The following is a 17,593-nucleotide window of genomic DNA, read 5'->3' as shown; positions in this document are numbered from 1 at the left end:
TGCACCTGACCCCGGGCGTAGGCTCGTAGAGCAGGTACGCATCGCAATCAAGGCAAGAGGATCACCCATGGAGCTCGGTCTCGTCGGTCTCGGCAAGATGGGCGGCAACATGCGCGAGCGCATCCGCCGCGCAGGCCACACCGTCATCGGATACGACCGCAACCCGGACCTGGCGGACGTCCACAGCCTCAAGGAGCTTGTGGATTCCCTGCAGGGTCCGCGCGTCGTGTGGGTCATGGTCCCGGCCGGCGCCGCCACCCAGTCCACCATCGACGAGCTCGCCGAGCTGCTCTCCCCCGGCGATGTCGTCGTCGACGGCGGGAACTCCCGCTGGACGGACGACGAGAAGCACGCCGAGGAGCTCGCGGCCAAGGGCATCGGCTTCGTCGACTGCGGCGTCTCGGGCGGTGTCTGGGGCCTGGAGAACGGTTACGCCCTGATGTACGGCGGCGACGCCGGCAACGTGGCGAAGGTCCAGCCGGTCTTCGACGCGCTCAAGCCCGAGGGCGACTTCGGCTCGGTCCACGCGGGCAAGGTCGGCGCGGGCCACTTCGCCAAGATGGTCCACAACGGCATCGAGTACGCGATGATGCAGGCCTACGCCGAGGGCTGGGAGCTGCTGGAGAAGGTCGACTCCGTCACCGACGTGCGCGAGGTCTTCCGCTCCTGGCAGGAGGGCACCGTCATCCGCTCCTGGCTGCTCGACCTGGCGGTCAACGCCCTCGACGAGGACGAGCACCTGGACGGCCTGCGCGGCTTCGCCGCCGACTCCGGCGAGGGCCGCTGGACGGTCGAGGCCGCCATCGACAACGCCGTGCCGCTTCCGGCGATCACGGCCTCCCTCTTCGCGCGGTTCGCCTCGCGCCAGGAGGACTCGCCGCAGATGAAGATGATCGCCGCGCTGCGCAACCAGTTCGGCGGCCACGCGGTCGAGACCAAGAAGTAACAAGAAGCAAGCAGCAACAGCCGGGGGAGGTCGGCTCGCCACTCATGCACGTTTCGCATCTGTCGCTGGCCGACTTCCGCTCGTACGCCCGGGCGGAGGTCCCGCTCGACCCTGGCGTCACGGCCTTCGTGGGCCCCAACGGCCAGGGCAAGACCAATCTCGTCGAGGCCGTCGGCTACCTGGCGACCCTCGGCAGCCACCGGGTCTCCTCCGACGCGCCCCTGGTGCGGATGGGTGCGGACCGCGCGGTCGTCCGCGCCTCGGTCGTCCAGGGCGAGCGGCAGCAGCTGATCGAGCTGGAGCTCAACCCCGGCAGGGCCAACCGGGCCCGCATCAACCGCTCTTCCCAGGTCAAGCCGCGCGACGTGCTCGGCATCGTGCGGACGGTCCTGTTCGCGCCCGAGGACCTGGCGCTGGTCAAGGGCGACCCGGGCGAGCGCCGCCGCTTCCTCGACGAGCTGATCACGGCCCGTGCCCCGCGCATGGCGGGCGTGCGCTCCGACTACGAGCGCGTGCTCAAGCAGCGCAACACCCTGCTGAAGTCGGCCGCGATGGCCCGCCGTCACGGCGGTAGACAGATGGACCTCTCCACGCTCGACATCTGGGACCAGCACCTGGCCCGTGCGGGCGCCGAGCTGCTGGCGCAGCGGCTCGACCTGATCACCACGCTGCGTCCGCTGGCCGACAAGGCGTACGAGCAGCTGGCCCCGGGCGGCGGCCCGGTCGCCTTCGACTACCGCGGCCCGGCCGGCATCGAGGACGCGCAGACGCGCGAGGAGCTGTACGAGGCGCTGCTGGCCGCGCTCGCCGAGGCCCGCAAGCAGGAGATCGAGCGCGGCGTGACGCTGGTCGGCCCGCACCGCGACGAACTGCTGCTCAGGCTCGGCCGGCTGCCCGCCAAGGGCTATGCGAGCCACGGCGAGTCCTGGTCGTACGCGCTGGCCCTGCGCCTGGCCTCGTACGAACTGCTGCGCTCCGAGGGCAACGAGCCGGTGCTGGTGCTGGACGACGTCTTCGCGGAGCTGGACGCCCGGCGGCGGGAGCGGCTGGCCGAACTGGTCGCACCGGGCGAGCAGGTGCTGGTGACGGCCGCTGTGGACGACGACGTGCCGAACCTGCTGGCGGGTGCCCGGTACGCGGTCGCGGAAGGTGTGGTCGAGCGCGTATGAGCGAGAAGCCCCTCCCCGGGCCTGCCGCCCCCAAGCCGCCGGAGCCGTCCGGTGTGGACCTGGCGCGGGTCGCGCTGCGCGCCGCGAAGGAGCAGGCGCGGGCGCGCGGCAACGCCGCGCAGCAGAAGAAGCAGGCGCGCCGCGGCGGTCTGCGCTCCGGGGCACGCGCCGACGGCCGCGACCCGCTGCCGCTGGGCGCCGCCATCAACCGCCTGATCACCGAGCGCGGCTGGGAGACGCCCGCGGCGGTGGGCGGGGTGATGGGCCGCTGGCCGCAGATCGTGGGTCCGGAAGTGGCCCTGCACTGCGAGCCGCAGAAGTACGACGAGGACGAGCGCGTGCTGACGGTGCAGTGCGACTCGACGGCGTGGGCGACGCAGCTGCGGCTGCTGGCCCCGCAGCTGGTGGCCCGGCTCAATGCGGACCTCGGCCAGGGCACCGTGAAAATGATCAAGGTGCTGGGCCCGGGCGGCCCCGCACGCCGGTACGGCTCGCTGCGGGCCCCCGGCAGCCGCGGCCCCGGCGACACCTACGGGTGATCCGGCGCGGCGGGTTGACCCGTGGTGCGCATGGTGCGGCACACGACTGCGCGCACCGTAGCGGGTGGTTGACATCCGGAAGCGCTGAGTGCCGCTGTGAGCGTCTTGGAGCCCCGGTCGCCGTATAGGGAGTCGGCTGATGCCGGTTCAGGGCGGCACATGAGGACTCAGGCACCGCCAAACCCCCATTCATGTCGGCGCTACCGGTAGACTGGTAGCAATCCCGCCGGCTTGCGGGACTCGTCGACCAACGCAGAACGACGCAGCCGCTCCTGCCTGCCCCGGGCGGGGTCCCCCCACCACAGGCGGGGGAAGGCCTGTGCTGTGCCAGAAAGGGCGCTTCGTGGCCGATTCCGGCAACCCCAACGAGAACATCACCCCCTCTTCTTCCGCGGCCGCCTCATCCGGCGCGCCCGGCGGTGAGTCGTCGTACGACGCCAGCGCGATCACCGTTCTGGAGGGTCTGGACGCGGTCCGCAAGCGGCCCGGCATGTACATCGGCTCCACCGGTGAGCGTGGTCTGCATCACCTCGTGTACGAGGTCGTCGACAACTCCGTCGACGAGGCCCTGGCCGGGCACGCGGACACCATCGATGTGACGATCCTGCCGGACGGCGGTGTGCGTGTCGTCGACAACGGCCGTGGCATCCCGGTGGGCATCGTCCCCTCCGAGGGCAAGCCCGCCGTCGAGGTCGTCCTGACCGTGCTGCACGCGGGCGGCAAGTTCGGCGGCGGCGGCTACGCGGTCTCCGGCGGTCTGCACGGCGTCGGCGTCTCGGTCGTCAACGCACTGTCGACGCGCGTCGCGGTCGAGGTGAGGACCGACGGCTTCCGGTGGACCCAGGACTACAAGCTCGGTGTCCCCACGGCCCCCCTCCAGAAGAACGAGGCGACGGAGGAGACCGGCACCTCGGTCACCTTCTGGGCCGACGGCGACATCTTCGAGACCACCGAGTACTCCTTCGAGACGCTCTCGCGGCGCTTCCAGGAGATGGCCTTCCTCAACAAGGGCCTGACCATCTCGCTGACGGACGAGCGTCCGGACCACGTGGACGAGGAGGGCAAGGCCCTCACCGTCCGGTACCACTACGAGGGCGGCATCTCCGACTTCGTCACGTACCTCAACTCCCGCAAGGGCGAGCTGGTCCACCCCACGGTGATCTCGTTCGAGGCCGAGGACAAGGAGCGGTTGCTCTCCCTCGAGGTCGCGATGCAGTGGAACACCCAGTACAGCGAGGGTGTCTACAGCTTCGCCAACACCATCCACACCCATGAGGGCGGCACTCACGAGGAGGGCTTCCGCGCGGCGCTGACGGGTCTGATCAACCGTTACGCCCGGGACAAGAAGCTGCTCCGCGAGAAGGACGACAACCTCACGGGCGACGACATCCGCGAGGGTCTGACGGCGATCATCTCCGTCAAGCTCGGCGAGCCGCAGTTCGAGGGCCAGACCAAGACCAAGCTGGGCAACACGGAGGCCAAGACCTTCGTGCAGAAGGTCGTCCACGAGCAGCTCACCGACTGGCTGGACCGCAACCCCAACGAGGCCGCGGACATCATCCGCAAGTCCATCCAGGCGGCCACCGCCCGGGTGGCGGCCCGCAAGGCGCGCGACCTGACCCGCCGCAAGGGCCTGCTGGAGACGGCGTCGCTGCCGGGCAAGCTCTCCGACTGCCAGTCGAACGACCCCACCAAGTGCGAGATCTTCATCGTCGAGGGTGACTCCGCCGGCGGCTCGGCCAAGTCCGGCCGCAACCCCGAGTACCAGGCGATCCTCCCGATCCGGGGCAAGATCCTCAACGTCGAGAAGGCACGGATCGACAAGATCCTGCAGAACACCGAGATCCAGGCGCTGATCTCCGCGTTCGGCACCGGCGTGCACGAGGACTTCGACATCTCGAAGCTCCGCTATCACAAGATCATTCTGATGGCGGACGCCGACGTCGACGGCCAGCACATCAACACCCTGCTGCTGACCTTCCTGTTCCGCTTCATGCGGCCGCTGGTCGAGGCCGGTCACGTCTACCTCTCCCGTCCGCCGCTCTACAAGATCAAGTGGGGCAAGGACGACTTCGAGTACGCCTACTCCGACCGCGAGCGCGACGCCCTGATCCAGCTCGGCCGGGAGAACGGCAAGCGGATCAAGGACGACTCGGTCCAGCGCTTCAAGGGTCTCGGCGAGATGAACGCCGAGGAGCTGCGCGTCACCACCATGGACGTCGACCACCGCGTCCTCGGTCAGGTCACGCTGGACGACGCCGCCCAGGCGGACGACCTGTTCTCGGTGCTCATGGGCGAGGACGTCGAGGCACGGCGCTCGTTCATCCAGCGCAACGCCAAGGACGTCCGCTTCCTCGACATCTGAGTCGGCCGGACAACAGCAGCCGCTCGAAAGGACTTTGAACAGCAATGGCCGACGAGACCACCCCTGAGGCCCCTCTCACGCCCGACGGCACCACGCCCGAGGGCAAGCCCGCCACCATCGAGAGCGTGGGCATGCGCGTCGAGCCCGTCGGGCTCGAGACCGAGATGCAGCGCTCGTACCTCGACTACGCGATGAGCGTCATCGTCTCGCGTGCGCTCCCCGACGTGCGGGACGGCCTCAAGCCGGTGCACCGCCGCGTGCTCTACGCGATGTACGACGGCGGTTACCGGCCCGAGAAGGGCTTCTACAAGTGCGCCCGCGTCGTCGGTGACGTCATGGGTACGTACCACCCGCACGGCGACGCCTCCATCTACGACGCGCTCGTCCGCCTGGCCCAGCCCTGGGCGATGCGGATGCCGCTGGTCGACTCCAACGGCAACTTCGGTTCCCCGGGCAACGACCCGGCCGCCGCCATGCGGTACACCGAGTGCAAGATGGCGCCGCTGTCGATGGAGATGGTCCGGGACATCGACGAGGAGACCGTCGACTTCCAGGACAACTACGACGGCCGCAACCAGGAGCCGACGGTCCTGCCGTCGCGCATCCCCAACCTGTTGGTGAACGGTTCCGCCGGCATCGCCGTCGGCATGGCCACCAACATCCCGCCGCACAACCTGCGCGAGGTGGCCGAGGGCGCCCAGTGGTACCTGGCCAACCCGGAGGCCACCCCCGAGGAGCTGCTCGACGCGCTCGTCGAGCGCATCAAGGGCCCCGACTTCCCGACCGGCGCCCTCGTGGTGGGCCGCAAGGGCATCGAGGAGGCCTACCGCACCGGCCGCGGCTCGATCACCATGCGTGCGGTGGTCCAGGTCGAGGAGATCCAGAACCGCCAGTGCCTGGTGGTCACCGAACTCCCCTACCAGGTCAACCCGGACAACCTCGCGCAGAAGATCGCCGACCTGGTGAAGGACGGCCGGATCGGCGGCATCGCCGACGTCCGCGACGAGACCTCCTCGCGCACCGGCCAGCGCCTGGTGATCGTCCTCAAGCGGGACGCGGTCGCCAAGGTCGTCCTCAACAACCTGTACAAGCACACCGATCTGCAGACCAACTTCGGCGCGAACATGCTGGCGCTGGTCGACGGCGTGCCGCGCACCCTGTCGTTGGACGCCTTCATCCGCAACTGGGTCACGCACCAGGTCGAGGTCATCGTCCGGCGCACCCGCTTCCGGCTGCGCAAGGCCGAGGAGCGCGCCCACATCCTGCGCGGCCTACTCAAGGCGCTCGACGCGATCGACGAGGTCATCGCCCTCATCCGGCGCAGCGACACCGTCGACGTCGCCCGCGAGGGCCTGATGGGCCTGCTGCAGATCGACGAGATCCAGGCCAACGCGATCCTGGAGATGCAGCTCCGCCGGCTGGCCGCCCTGGAGCACCGGAAGATCACCGCGGAGCACGACGAGCTCCAGGCGAAGATCAACGAGTACAACGCGATCCTCGCCTCGCCCGAGCGGCAGCGCACGATCATCAGCGAGGAACTCACCGCGATCGTCGAGAAGTTCGGCGAGGACCGGCGTTCCGCGCTGGTGCCCTTCGAGGGCGACATGTCCATCGAGGACCTGATCGCCGAGGAGGACATCGTCGTCACGATCACCCGTGGCGGCTATGTGAAGCGCACCAAGACCGAGGACTACCGCTCGCAGAAGCGCGGCGGCAAGGGCGTGCGCGGCACGAAGCTGCGGGAAGACGACATCGTCGACCACTTCTTCGTCTCCACCACGCACCACTGGCTGCTGTTCTTCACCAACAAGGGCCGGGTCTACCGGGCCAAGGCCTACGAGCTCCCGGACGCCGGCCGTGACGCCCGCGGCCAGCACGTGGCCAACCTGCTGGCCTTCCAGCCGGACGAGAAGATCGCCCAGATCCTCGCCGTCCGCGACTACGAGGCCGCGCCGTACCTGGTGCTGGCCACCAAGTCCGGCCTGGTGAAGAAGACCGCGCTGAAGGACTACGACTCGCCGCGCTCCGGCGGCGTCATCGCCATCAACCTCCGTGAGACGGAGAGCGGCGGCGAGGACGAACTCATCGGCGCCGAGCTGGTGTCGGCCACGGACGACCTGCTGCTGATCAGCAAGAAGGCCCAGTCCATCCGGTTCACCGCAACGGACGAAGCGCTCCGGCCGATGGGCCGTGCCACTTCGGGTGTCAAGGGCATGAGCTTCCGCGAGGGTGACGAGCTGCTCTCGATGAACGTCGTGCGTCCGGGCACCTTCGTCTTCACGGCGACCGACGGCGGTTACGCGAAGCGGACGAACGTCGACGAGTACCGCGTCCAGGGCCGCGGCGGCCTGGGCATCAAGGCCGCCAAGATCGTGGAGGACCGCGGATCGCTGGTCGGCGCCCTGGTGGTCGAGGAGCGCGACGAGATCCTGGCGATCACCCTCGGGGGCGGCGTGATCCGGACCCGGGTCGACGAAGTCCGTGAGACGGGCCGTGACACCATGGGCGTCCAACTGATCAACCTGGGCAAGCGCGATGCCGTCGTCGGCATCGCCCGTAACGCCGAGGCCGGTCGCGAGGCGGACGGTGTCGAGGAGTTGACCGGCACGGACGAGGGCGACGCGGCTGCGGCTGCCGAGGGCGTGGAGCCCCCGGCCGAGGACACCGAGGAGTAAGCCGTGAGTCGAGCCACGGGCACCACCGCGACCGGCGGTGCCGGCGCCGAACGGAGCGGGTCCACCCGCACCGTCACCGATACCGCAGGCGCCCGTGGCTCGGATTCCGACGGCGAGTCCGGGGCAGTAATCCCCGGCGAGCGCTCCGGGCCGGACGGGAGCAGCGGCACCAGGTCCGCAGGCAGGGGGAGAACCGTGACGGAGACCCGAGGTCCCAAGCCCTACCACCCGCCGAAGGCGTACGAGCCTCCGGCGGACCGTTCCGGACCGGATTCCGCATCGGAGTCCGGTCCGGAGTCCGCTGCCGCGGACAAGGGGGCCCGCGGCGGCAAGGGGGCCGACCGGGCCCCGAAGACGGCCAAGGCCGCCAAGGCGGCCCAGGCCGCCCCGAAGAAGAGCGGGCAGGAGCCGGCCACCGCGGCGGTTCCTGCGCCCCGTACGGCCCCGCGTACGCGCAAGGCGCGGCTGCGGGTGGCCAAGGCCGACCCGTGGTCGGTGATGAAGGTCAGCTTCCTGCTGTCGCTCGCCCTGGGCGTCTGCACCATCGTGGCCGCCGCCGTGCTGTGGACGGTCCTGGACGCCATGGGGGTGTTCTCCGCGGTCGGCGGGACCATCACCGATGCCACGTCGGGCGAGGGCGGCGGATTCGACCTGGAGTCGTTCCTGTCGCTGCCGCACGTGCTGCTCTTCACGTCCGTCATCGCGGTCATCGACGTGGTGCTGGCGACCGCCCTGGCGACGCTGGGAGCCTTCGTCTACAACCTCTCCGCCGGTTTCACGGGCGGTGTCGAGCTGACCCTGGCAGAGGACGAATAGCGGCTTCAGGGGCCCGGCCAGGCACGATTTTGGTACCGGGCCCCAAGTGCGCTAATCTTTCGGTGCAGCCAGCGAGGGGCTATAGCTCAGACGGTTAGAGCGCTTCCCTGATAAGGAAGAGGCCACAGGTTCAAGTCCTGTTAGCCCCACCGGCACGATCGGCCCGGACGGAATTCTCCGTCCGGGCCGATCGCTTTTGGGGAGTTGGCGCCGGGGCGAGGTGACGGACGACCGGATCAGGTCACCGATCGGTATCGGCCGGTGTGTATCATCGGCGACCAGAGGTCCCCTTCACGTCAAGGAAAGACGAGGTCGCGCGGTGAAGAAGCTGCTCCTGGTCGCACTGGCCGCCATCGGCGGGCTCCTCGTGTACCGGCAGATCCAGGCGGATCGCGCCGAGCAGGATCTGTGGACGGAGGCGACCGACTCCGTGCCCGCAGGTTCGGGTGTGTGAGCCGCAACACGTACTGAAGCAGGGCCCCGGCCGTTCATCGGCCGGGGCCCTGCTTTTTGCTTGCGCAAATAAAATGATTGCGATCGTGAAGGGGGGTCGGATGGCCGGCGGTCAGCTCGCCCAGAGCGCCCACACGCCGACGGCCAGGCACAGCAGCGCCACGACCAGCACCGGCACGGCCACCTTCGCAGGCGGTCCCGGGCGCCCCGGAAGGGCTTCCGGCACCTCGTAGGGCCGGGTGGGCGGGTAGGCGGGCCGGGGCGGTGCGAGGACGAAGTCGGCCGGTTCCGCCGGAGGTTCCGCTTCCGCCTCCGGTTCCGTCCGCGGCTCGGGACCTTCCGGGCCGAATCCCGGCGGCAGCGGGCCGAGCTGGTCGAAGACCTCGATCCGCTCCCCGGCGCCCAGCGCGCCCTGCGCGCCGTGTGCGCCCTGTGCGTCCTGTTCATCGGGCGGCTCCCCCAGCATCTCGACGGCGGCTGCCAGGGCCTTGCGCGCCCCCATGGCCGTACGGAAGCGGATGGCAGGATCGGGCTGCAGCAGATGCGCCACCACGTCCCACAGCGGCGCGGGGACCTCTTCCGGTGCGTTCGGCACGCCGTGTTTCTCGAATCGCTCCACGAGCGCCTCGGCGTCGGGTTTGCGGCCCGTGAGCAGATAGAGCGCCACCAGTCCCACGGCGAAGAGATCGGCGGGGAAGTCCGGTTCCTCGCCCAGCATTTGCTCGGGCGCGAAGTAACCGGGCGTCCCCATCACCAAGTTGGTGTCCGTCAGCCGCGGCTCGCCCTTGCGCATGGCGATGCCGAAATCGGAGAGCCGCAAATGCGGTCGGCCCGTTCCGGTGGCCTCCAGGAGGAGATTGGCGGGCTTGATGTCCCGGTGCACCACGTCCTCCGCGTGCACCGCGGCCAGCCCGGACAGCAACTGGTCGAGCAGGACGCACACGAACCGCGGCGGCAAGGGGCCGTAGTCGCCGATGAGATGGGCCAGCGAGCCCCCGCCCACCACGTCCATGGTGAACAGCACCTTGTCGTCGTCCGCGGCCCAGCTCATCGGGGCCAGGACGTGGGGGTGGTCGATGCGCAGCGCCTGCTCGCGGACGAACCTCAGCAGCGTGTGGGCGTCGCTCTGCTGCAGCACCTTGGCGGCCACGTAGCGCCGCCGGCGCCGGTCCCAGGCGCGCCAGACCTCCCCCGCCCCGCCGCGCCCGATCGGGTCCACCAGCTCGTAGCGCCCGGCGAAGACCTCACCCATCGGTCGCGGCGCGGTCAGCTCTGGTGCGCCTCGTAGTGGGCGACCGCCTCGGCGGTCCGCCCGGCGCCGTACACCCGCAGGAATTCGGCCAGTTCGGGGTGGGCGGGGGCGAGGGTGTCGGCGGCGGCGATGATGTCCCCCGCGCCCGCCACCGAGCGCAGCAGCGACTGGATCTCGCGGACCACGCGGCGCACGGTCGGCGCACCGCTGCTGGCCGTCGTCTGCGTGGAGTTGAGCACCGACCCCCCCGAGCTCCGCTTGACCTCCTCCATCCGCTCGGCGGCCTCGGCGGCGCTCACGCTGCCGTCGGCGACCTGGCTGGAGAGCTCCTGTAGCGCCTGCACCCGCTGCACCACCGCGGGATTGCCGATCTTTGCTCGCTGACCGCTCATCAACTGCGAGAGCATGGGCGCCGACAGGCCCAGGACGGAGGCGAGACGCGCCTGGTTGAGGCCGAGGTCGTCGATGAGACGGCGGAACAGTGCCCCCAGAGGCTCCCCGTACCAGCTCCGCTGCAGCTCTCGTGCGCGGGCGGTGGCTTCCTGCTGTGCTGCGTCCATCTCGCTCTCCCCTTCGCTTCGCTGCCGCGAATCTTGCGGTGCATCCTACGGAGAGTGGTGGGTCCGGGCGATACCCGGTCGGGAAACACCCCGGGCACCAGGTAGTCTGTTCCCGGACGGGGCCTTAGCTCAGTTGGTAGAGCGCTGTCTTTGCATGGCAGATGTCAGGGGTTCGACTCCCCTAGGCTCCACATCGAAAACCCCTCCGACCAGCATGAATGCGGTCGGAGGGGTTTCTTCTTGGGTTCAGGACCGGCGTCAGGGCCGGTCGTTGTCGCCGTCGGGCGAGGCCTCCGTGTCGGCGCGGTCCTGCTTGGCCTGGACCTCCGGGTCGAGGGCGGAGCGGTCCGGGCCGCTGCCGTCGACGGAGGAGAGCGGGGCGCGGTCGGCGACCTCGGTGGGCTCCGGGGGCTCGACGAGCCAGTCCGGGTTGGCCTGCTTGTCCCACCACTTCCAGGCGGCGACGGCGCCGCCCGCGAGCAGGCCCAGCAGGGCGAGGCGCTTGACCGCCCGGCCGGTGCGGCAGCGGCGGCTCTTCCGCTTCACGAGCTTGTCGATCTCCTCGGCCGTCACCTGTCCGCGCAGTGCGGCGAGGGCGGCGGTGCTGCGGGAGACCGCCTCCTCCCGGACGGGCTCGGCGGCGGCGCGGGCCTGCGCGACCTTGGGGCCCGCGTAGTCGGCGGCCTGCCGGGCGGCCTTCCGGGTCTGTTCCGCGGCGCGCACGGCGGCGGCGTCCACCTTCGGGGGCAGGGCGCCGCGGGCGTGCTCGATGCGGGGATGGAGGTGCGTGTCGTACTGCGCACGTGCCTGGTGCGCGGCCTCGGTGACCTTGGGCGCGAGCCGCGTCCGGGTCTCGTGCGCGTAGTGCGCGGCCGCGTCCCGCGCCGTGCCTGCATAGGGCGCCACCACTTCCGCGGCGTGGCGCACGCTGTCCTTGGCGGTGCTGGTCGCGGCGCGCACGCTGTCCTTGCGGGTCACGAGTACCTCCTCCTCGGTGGCGTTGGTCTGTCGCCTTTCCACCCAGTGGAAAATCATGCCTGGCTGCGGGCGGTCCGGCATGTGCGAGCGGGCATCCGGGTCAAGTGGGGGAGCTTCGATCGACAATGCCATGGTTTGCCGCCGCGCGCGGGGCTTTGGTGGCTACTGCCGTGGACCCGTCCGTGCGAGGATCGGTAGCCGTCAGTGAACACTATGGAAGGTAGATCGTGGCTGAGCAGCTCTACGCCACCCTGAAGACCAACCAGGGCGACATCGAGATCAAGCTTTTCTCGAACCACGCCCCGAAGACGGTCAAGAACTTCGTCGAGCTCGCGAAGGGCGAGCGCGAGTGGGTCAACCCGGAGACGGGCGCCAAGACCACGGACAAGCTGTACGACGGCACGATCTTCCACCGTGTCATCGAGGGCTTCATGATCCAGGGCGGCGACCCGCTGGGCAACGGCACCGGCGGTCCCGGTTACAAGTTCGGCGACGAGTGCCACCCGGACCTCGCCTTCACCAAGCCGTACCTGCTGGCCATGGCCAACGCCGGTCCGGGTACCAATGGTTCGCAGTTCTTCATCACCGTGTCCCCGACCACGTGGCTGACCGGCAAGCACACCATCTTCGGCGAGGTCTCCAACGAGGCGTCGCAGAAGGTCGTGGACGCCATTGCGGCCACCCAGACGAACCCGCGCACCGACCGCCCGGTGAACGACGTTCGCATCGAGTCCGTGGTGATCGAGACCCGCTGACCCACGGGAACCCGGAGCCCCGCCCGTCCGTATGACGGGCGGGGCCGTGTTGTCCGCCAAGGGGCGCCAAGGGGAGACCATGAACGATCAGGCCGTCTGCTGCTACCGGCACCCGGACCGGGAGACGGGCATCCGCTGCACCCGGTGCGAGCGGCCGATCTGCCCGGAGTGCATGGTCAGTGCCTCGGTCGGCTTCCAGTGCCCGGAGTGCGTGAGCAGCGGGTCCGGCACGGGCCACGCCCCGCGGGCGTCCGCGGCGCGCACCATAGCGGGGGCCACCGTGCACGGCTCGGACCCGCGCCTGGTGACCAAGGTCCTGCTGGGGATCAACGTGGCCGTGTGGATCGCGGTCATGGCCACGGGCGACCGGCTGGTCGACGCCCTGGAGTTGTTCGGCCGGGCGACGACCACGGGCTACGGCCCGCTGGAGGGCGTCGCCGAGGGCGAGTGGTACCGGCTGCTGACGGCGATGTTCCTGCACCAGACGCCGATGCACATCGCCTTCAACATGCTCTCGCTCTGGTGGCTCGGCCCGCCGCTGGAGGCGGCGCTGGGCCGGCTGCGCTACACGGCGCTCTACCTGCTGTCCGGGCTCGGCGGCAGCGCGCTGACCTATCTCCTCGCCGACCCGCGCCAGCCGTCGCTCGGCGCGTCCGGTGCCATCTTCGGCCTGCTGGGCGCCACGGCGGTGCTGCTGCGCCGGCTCAAGTACGACATGCGCCCGGTGATCGCGCTGCTCGTGCTCAACCTGATCTTCACGTTCACCTGGGCCAACATCGCCTGGCAGGCCCATGTCGGCGGCCTCGTGGTGGGCACGGCGGTGGCGTACGGGATGGTGCACGCGCCCCGCGGGAAGCGGGTGCTCGTCCAGCAGCTCACCTGCGCCGGGGCGTTGGCGGCCATCGCCGTGGTGGTGGCGGTGCGGACGCTCCAGCTGACCTAGCCGGGGGCCGTCGGGGGGCCGTCACCCACACCGGTGGCTGCACAGGTTGTCCACAACGGGTGCCGGATCTTGCGCACCCTGTGGGGAACATCCGTTCCCCGTCTTCCCGGCCCTTCTGAGCTGCGTTTCCGCTGGAAGACGCCGGTGTGCCCATGGATACACAGAGCTCGTACCCGGTCACACCGGCGTCAACATCAGGGAAGTTATCCACAGATCTTCTGAGTTTTCCCCACTGTGGACGAGGGTGTGGATAACTCACGGGAAGGCTTGGGGGAAAGCTTGACGGAGAGCGCTACTTCCACTGGGTGGAGACGACGAACCCCGCGGCGATGAAACCGAAGCCGACCACGATGTTCCAGTTGTGCAGCGCCTGCACGGGCATGTCGCCGCCCGTCACATAGAAGACGACGATCCAGGCCAGGCCGATGAGGAACATCGCCAGCATCAGCGGTGCCACCCAGCGGCGCCCTGCGTTCAGCTTGATGGCCTGCTGCTTCACGGGCGGCGGCGTGAAGTCGTCTTTCTTGCGGATCCGTGACTTCGGCACGAGGAACTCTCCTGTCGATGCGCTGCGTGACCGCGCTGGGGCTTCGGGCTGGGTCCGTCCGGGACGGCGTGCCGGGGAAGCGACTGCCGCCCCCGGGCGTCCGTTAGCGTAGTGCTTCCGCGGCGTCGGAGAGGATAAGGGTACGTTGAGCAATTCTGCCGACTCCACCGGTGCGCCTGCCCGGCGGTTCCGTTTCCGCCCGGTGCGCCTGCTGACCGCCGCCGTCTTCGCCCTCGCCGGACTGATCTTCTGGACGAGTTTCAACACGGCCAAGGGCACCAATCTGCGCACCGATTCCTCGATGCTGCGGCTGTCCGACCTCATCCAGGAGCGCAGCCGGAACAACGGCGCGCTGGAGGAGAGCGCTGCCGCCGCCCGCGCCGAAGTGGACGCCCTCGCGCGGCGCGACAACGGCAACAGCGCCGAGCAGGACAAGAAGCTCACCGCCCTGGAGCAGGCGGCGGGCACCCGGCCGCTGTCCGGCCAGGCCCTGACCGTCACGCTCACCGACGCCCCGCCGAACGCCACCGCGAAGATCCCCGGCGTCCCGGCGCCCCAGCCCAACGACCTCGTCATCCACCAGCAGGACCTCCAGGCCGTCGTCAACGCCCTGTGGCAGGGCGGGGCCAAGGGCATCGAGGTCATGGACCAGCGGCTGATCTCCACGAGTGCCGTCCGCTGCGTCGGCAACACGCTCATCCTCCAGGGCCGCGTCTACTCCCCGCCGTACAAGATCACCGCTGTCGGTGACCGGGGAGCGCTCAAGAAGGCCCTGGACGGCTCTCCTGCGATCCAGAACTACCTCCAGTACGTCGTCGCCTACGGCCTCGGCTGGAAGGTCGAGCAGCGCGATGCCGTGACTCTTCCGGGGTACTCGGGCACAGTGGATCTCCACTACGCCAAGCCCGTGGGGTGACCCGGGAGGGGGCCGGCCGGTGAGGTTGCGACTCGTCGTCCGTACGCTCAGCGAACTGTGCCTGACCATCGGCACGTTGATCGTCCTCTTCGTCGTCTACGTCCTGTACTGGACCGGTGTCCGGGCGGACCACGCCATGAACGGCGAGATCGGCCGGCTGCAGGAGCAGTGGTCCGCGGGGTCCGCCGCCCGGCCCGCAGCCCCCTCGCCCCCGGCAGGGACGGCGGGTACGGCAGGGACGGCGGAGACACCGCAGGACGACGGGCCGTCCGCCCAGCCGCGCCGGGGTGCAGCGGGGCAACCGGGGGCGCAGGAGCGGCAGTCCGCGCCGCAGGCGCAACGGGACGGCGCCCCCTTCGCCGTGATGTACATCCCCCGCTTCGGTTCCGGCTGGGCCAAGCCCGTCCTCGAGGGCACCGGGACCGAGCTGCTGAAGAAGGGCCTCGGCCATTACGACCGCACCGCCGCGCCGGGCGCCACCGGCAACTTCGCGGTCGCCGGGCACCGCCGCACGTACGGCGACCCGTTCAAGGACTTCCCCGAGCTGCGGCCCGGCGACGCGGTGGTGCTCACCGACGGGGCCGACTGGTACACCTACCGCCTCGACACCCGGCCGTACACGACGCTCCCCGACGACACCGGCGTCGTCGACCCCGTCCCCGCTCACTCCGGCTACCGCGGGCCCGGCCGCTATCTGACGCTCACGACCTGCGAACCGGAGTGGGGGCACAGCCACCGGCTGATCGTGTGGGGGCACTTGGAGGAGACCCGGCCGGTGGAGGAGGGCAAGCCGAAGGCTTTGCCCGGCTGACCCCCGCGGCCGGGGTGCCGCCCCTTAGGCTGGTGCTGCAATGCAGTAAGGCAGTCGAACGACCCCGTCATCTCCGTCATCGGCAAGTAGGGACAGCATGTACGCGTTCATCTGGCGTCACCTGCCGGGCAACGCATGGGTGAAGGCGCTGATCTCGCTCGTGCTCGTGCTGGCGATCGTCTACGCCCTCTTCCAGTACGTCTTCCCCTGGGCGGAACCGCTGCTGCCGTTCAACGACGTGACGGTCGACAACGGTATGCCGGCCGGTGCGACAGTGCCCGGCGGCGGAATGGCGGTGGCACTGTGAGCGCGCGCATCCTCGTCGTGGACAACTACGACAGCTTCGTCTTCAACCTCGTCCAGTACCTCTACCAGCTCGGTGCCGAGTGCGAGGTGCGGCGCAACGACGAGGTCGAGCCGGCCCATGCACAGGACGGGTTCGACGGCGTCCTGCTCTCGCCCGGGCCCGGTGCGCCCGAACAGGCCGGTGTCTGCATCGACATGGTCCGCCACTGCGCCACGACGAACGTCCCGGTCTTCGGCGTGTGCCTGGGCATGCAGTCGATGGCCGCCGCCTACGGCGGAGTCGTCGACCGCGCCCCCGAGCTGCTGCACGGCAAGACCTCCCTGGTGACCCACGAGGGCGTCGGCGTCTTCCAGGGCCTGCCCTCGCCGTTCACGGCCACCCGCTACCACTCCCTCGCGGTCGAGCGGGACGGCTGGCCGGACGAGCTGGAGATCACCGCCTGGACGGATACGGGCATCGTGATGGGCCTGCGCCACCGTGATCTGCCGGTCGAGGGCGTGCAGTTCCACCCCGAGTCGGTGCTCACCGAGTGGGGGCACCGGATGCTCGCCAACTGGCTTGCCGAGTGCGGCGACACGGGAGCGGTGGAGCGGTCCGCCGGGCTCGCTCCGGTGGTGGGCAAGGCCGGGGCGTGACCACGCTCCGGCCTGAGCGGGACGCCTGGCCGGCGCCGACGAATCCGACCACGACGCACTACGGCTCCTACGACCCCGAGGCGCGCGCTGCCGCCTTCCCTCCGCTGCCGCCGGAGGACAACGCCACCATGGAGCTGCGCCGGGTCGAACCGGCGCAGCCGGCCGGCGGGCGCGCGGAGCGGCGCAAGGCCGCGAAACGCGGTGCCGCGCGGGCGCGCCGGGAGAGCGCGGGCGTGTTCCTGAGCCGCCTGCTGGGCGAAGTGTTCATCACCCTCGGCGTGGTGATGCTGCTGTTCGTCGCCTACCAGCTGTGGTGGACGAACGTCATCGCCCACAACCAGGCCGGTGGGGCCGCCAAGTCCCTCCAGCACACCTGGGACAAGGGCGGCGGCGCGGACCGGGACGCCGGGGCCTTCTCCCCGGGCGAGGGCTTCGCGATCGTCTACATCCCCGCGCTGGATGTGAAGGCCCCCATCGCCCAGGGCATCGACAAGCACAAGATCCTCGACAAGGGCATGGTCGGGCACTACGCCGAGGGCTCGCTGAAGACCGCCATGCCGTGGGACCGGCAGGGCAACTTCGCACTGGCAGGTCACCGCAACACCCATGGCGAGCCGTTCCGTTACGTCAACCGGCTGAAGCCCGGCGACAAGATCGTTGTGGAGACCCGGAGCACGTTCTACACGTATGAGATGACGAGCCGCCTGGACCAGACGTCCCCGGCGAACGTGCGGGTCATCGACCCCGTTCCGGCCGGATCCGGCTTCACCCGGCCCGGCCGCTACATCACACTGACCACCTGCACCCCCGAGTTCACCAGTACGTACCGGCTGATCGTGTGGGGCAAGATGGTCGACGAGCGGCCCCGGAGCAAGGGCAAGCCGGACGCGCTCGTCGAGTGAGACACGCAGGATCAGCGAAGCGGG

18 protein-coding genes and 2 tRNA genes are annotated in these 17,593 nt (G+C 69.9%); 16 read left to right on the top strand and 4 right to left on the bottom strand.

The features are described 5' to 3' along the window. Positions 1–67 precede the first annotated feature (67 nt). From gnd to ACWD4B_RS14005, 8 genes are all read left to right on the top strand, one after another. Positions 68–946: a phosphogluconate dehydrogenase (NAD(+)-dependent, decarboxylating) gene (gene gnd / locus ACWD4B_RS14040; protein WP_451420962.1), complete on the top strand. Its 879-nt coding sequence runs from the start codon at positions 68–70 to the stop codon at positions 944–946. Between the two features lie 44 nt (positions 947–990). Continuing rightward, on the top strand, positions 991–2,115 hold the full coding sequence (recF, locus tag ACWD4B_RS14035; protein ID WP_451420961.1) for a DNA replication/repair protein RecF: 1,125 nt from the start codon (positions 991–993) through the stop codon (positions 2,113–2,115). Beyond that, positions 2,112–2,654 (top strand): DciA family protein, encoded by a 543-nt coding sequence (locus ACWD4B_RS14030; protein ID WP_336410294.1) that lies wholly within the window; start codon positions 2,112–2,114, stop codon positions 2,652–2,654. Before recF ends, ACWD4B_RS14030 begins: the two co-directional genes overlap by 4 nt. Positions 2,655–2,973: 319 nt before the next feature. Further along, positions 2,974–5,019: a DNA topoisomerase (ATP-hydrolyzing) subunit B gene (gene gyrB, locus ACWD4B_RS14025; RefSeq protein WP_451420960.1), complete on the top strand. Its 2,046-nt coding sequence runs from the start codon at positions 2,974–2,976 to the stop codon at positions 5,017–5,019. Positions 5,020–5,063: 44 nt separating this feature from the next. Further along, positions 5,064–7,694, top strand: a complete 2,631-nt coding sequence (gene gyrA / locus ACWD4B_RS14020) for a DNA gyrase subunit A (RefSeq protein ID WP_451420959.1) — start codon at positions 5,064–5,066, stop codon at positions 7,692–7,694. Between the two features lie 3 nt (positions 7,695–7,697). Then, complete coding sequence (locus ACWD4B_RS14015) at positions 7,698–8,510, top strand: DUF3566 domain-containing protein (protein WP_451420958.1); 813 nt, start codon at positions 7,698–7,700, stop codon at positions 8,508–8,510. 75 nt (positions 8,511–8,585) lie between these two features. Further along, positions 8,586–8,659, top strand: a tRNA-Ile gene (locus ACWD4B_RS14010). A 170-nt stretch (positions 8,660–8,829) separates the two neighbouring features. Beyond that, complete coding sequence (locus ACWD4B_RS14005; RefSeq protein WP_003958712.1) at positions 8,830–8,964, top strand: DLW-39 family protein; 135 nt, start codon at positions 8,830–8,832, stop codon at positions 8,962–8,964. Positions 8,965–9,075: 111 nt separating this feature from the next. On the opposite strand, the gene ACWD4B_RS14000 is transcribed toward ACWD4B_RS14005, so the two are convergent. Then, positions 9,076–10,215, bottom strand: a complete 1,140-nt coding sequence (locus ACWD4B_RS14000; protein ID WP_451420957.1) for a serine/threonine-protein kinase — start codon at positions 10,213–10,215, stop codon at positions 9,076–9,078. 14 nt (positions 10,216–10,229) lie between these two features. Next, positions 10,230–10,775, bottom strand: coding sequence for a helix-turn-helix domain-containing protein (locus tag ACWD4B_RS13995; RefSeq protein ID WP_171078587.1), 546 nt, complete (start codon positions 10,773–10,775; stop codon positions 10,230–10,232). 118 nt (positions 10,776–10,893) lie between these two features. Here ACWD4B_RS13995 and ACWD4B_RS13990 point away from each other — a divergent pair. Further along, positions 10,894–10,966 (top strand) — tRNA-Ala (locus ACWD4B_RS13990). A gap of 67 nt (positions 10,967–11,033) precedes the next feature. On the opposite strand, the gene ACWD4B_RS13985 is transcribed toward ACWD4B_RS13990, so the two are convergent. Continuing rightward, the gene (locus ACWD4B_RS13985) at positions 11,034–11,753 is read right to left on the bottom strand and encodes a DUF5324 family protein (RefSeq protein ID WP_451420989.1); all 720 of its coding nucleotides are present in this window, start codon (positions 11,751–11,753) and stop codon (positions 11,034–11,036) included. A 227-nt stretch (positions 11,754–11,980) separates the two neighbouring features. Here ACWD4B_RS13985 and ACWD4B_RS13980 point away from each other — a divergent pair, with 227 nt between their 5' ends. Further along, entirely contained in the window at positions 11,981–12,508 is a 528-nt protein-coding gene (locus tag ACWD4B_RS13980) for a peptidylprolyl isomerase (RefSeq protein ID WP_451420956.1), read from the top strand. Between the two features lie 79 nt (positions 12,509–12,587). Continuing rightward, positions 12,588–13,451 (top strand): rhomboid family intramembrane serine protease, encoded by an 864-nt coding sequence (locus tag ACWD4B_RS13975; protein ID WP_451420955.1) that lies wholly within the window; start codon positions 12,588–12,590, stop codon positions 13,449–13,451. A 292-nt stretch (positions 13,452–13,743) separates the two neighbouring features. On the opposite strand, the gene crgA is transcribed toward ACWD4B_RS13975, so the two are convergent. Then, positions 13,744–13,998, bottom strand: coding sequence for a cell division protein CrgA (gene crgA / locus ACWD4B_RS13970; RefSeq protein ID WP_336410278.1), 255 nt, complete (start codon positions 13,996–13,998; stop codon positions 13,744–13,746). A 145-nt stretch (positions 13,999–14,143) separates the two neighbouring features. On the opposite strand from crgA, the gene ACWD4B_RS13965 reads away from it, so the two are divergent. The 5 genes from ACWD4B_RS13965 to ACWD4B_RS13945 all read left to right on the top strand — a co-directional run bounded on the left by ACWD4B_RS13965 (position 14,144) and on the right by ACWD4B_RS13945 (position 17,569). Further along, the gene (locus tag ACWD4B_RS13965) at positions 14,144–14,914 is read left to right on the top strand and encodes a DUF881 domain-containing protein (protein ID WP_451420954.1); all 771 of its coding nucleotides are present in this window, start codon (positions 14,144–14,146) and stop codon (positions 14,912–14,914) included. Positions 14,915–14,933: 19 nt separating this feature from the next. After that, positions 14,934–15,725 (top strand): class E sortase, encoded by a 792-nt coding sequence (locus ACWD4B_RS13960; RefSeq protein WP_451420953.1) that lies wholly within the window; start codon positions 14,934–14,936, stop codon positions 15,723–15,725. A gap of 97 nt (positions 15,726–15,822) precedes the next feature. Continuing rightward, the gene (locus tag ACWD4B_RS13955) at positions 15,823–16,032 is read left to right on the top strand and encodes a hypothetical protein (protein ID WP_336410275.1); all 210 of its coding nucleotides are present in this window, start codon (positions 15,823–15,825) and stop codon (positions 16,030–16,032) included. Beyond that, the gene (locus tag ACWD4B_RS13950; protein WP_451420952.1) at positions 16,029–16,667 is read left to right on the top strand and encodes an aminodeoxychorismate/anthranilate synthase component II; all 639 of its coding nucleotides are present in this window, start codon (positions 16,029–16,031) and stop codon (positions 16,665–16,667) included. The genes ACWD4B_RS13955 and ACWD4B_RS13950 overlap by 4 nt, the downstream gene beginning before the upstream one ends. Then, on the top strand, positions 16,664–17,569 hold the full coding sequence (locus ACWD4B_RS13945; RefSeq protein ID WP_451420951.1) for a class E sortase: 906 nt from the start codon (positions 16,664–16,666) through the stop codon (positions 17,567–17,569). The genes ACWD4B_RS13950 and ACWD4B_RS13945 overlap by 4 nt, the downstream gene beginning before the upstream one ends. The last annotated feature ends 24 nt before the right edge of the window (positions 17,570–17,593 follow it).

This window comes from Streptomyces sp. NPDC002536 (assembly GCF_053594995.1).
Note: the sequence above shows the minus strand (reverse complement) of the source record. Positions and strands in the feature narration are given on the sequence as shown.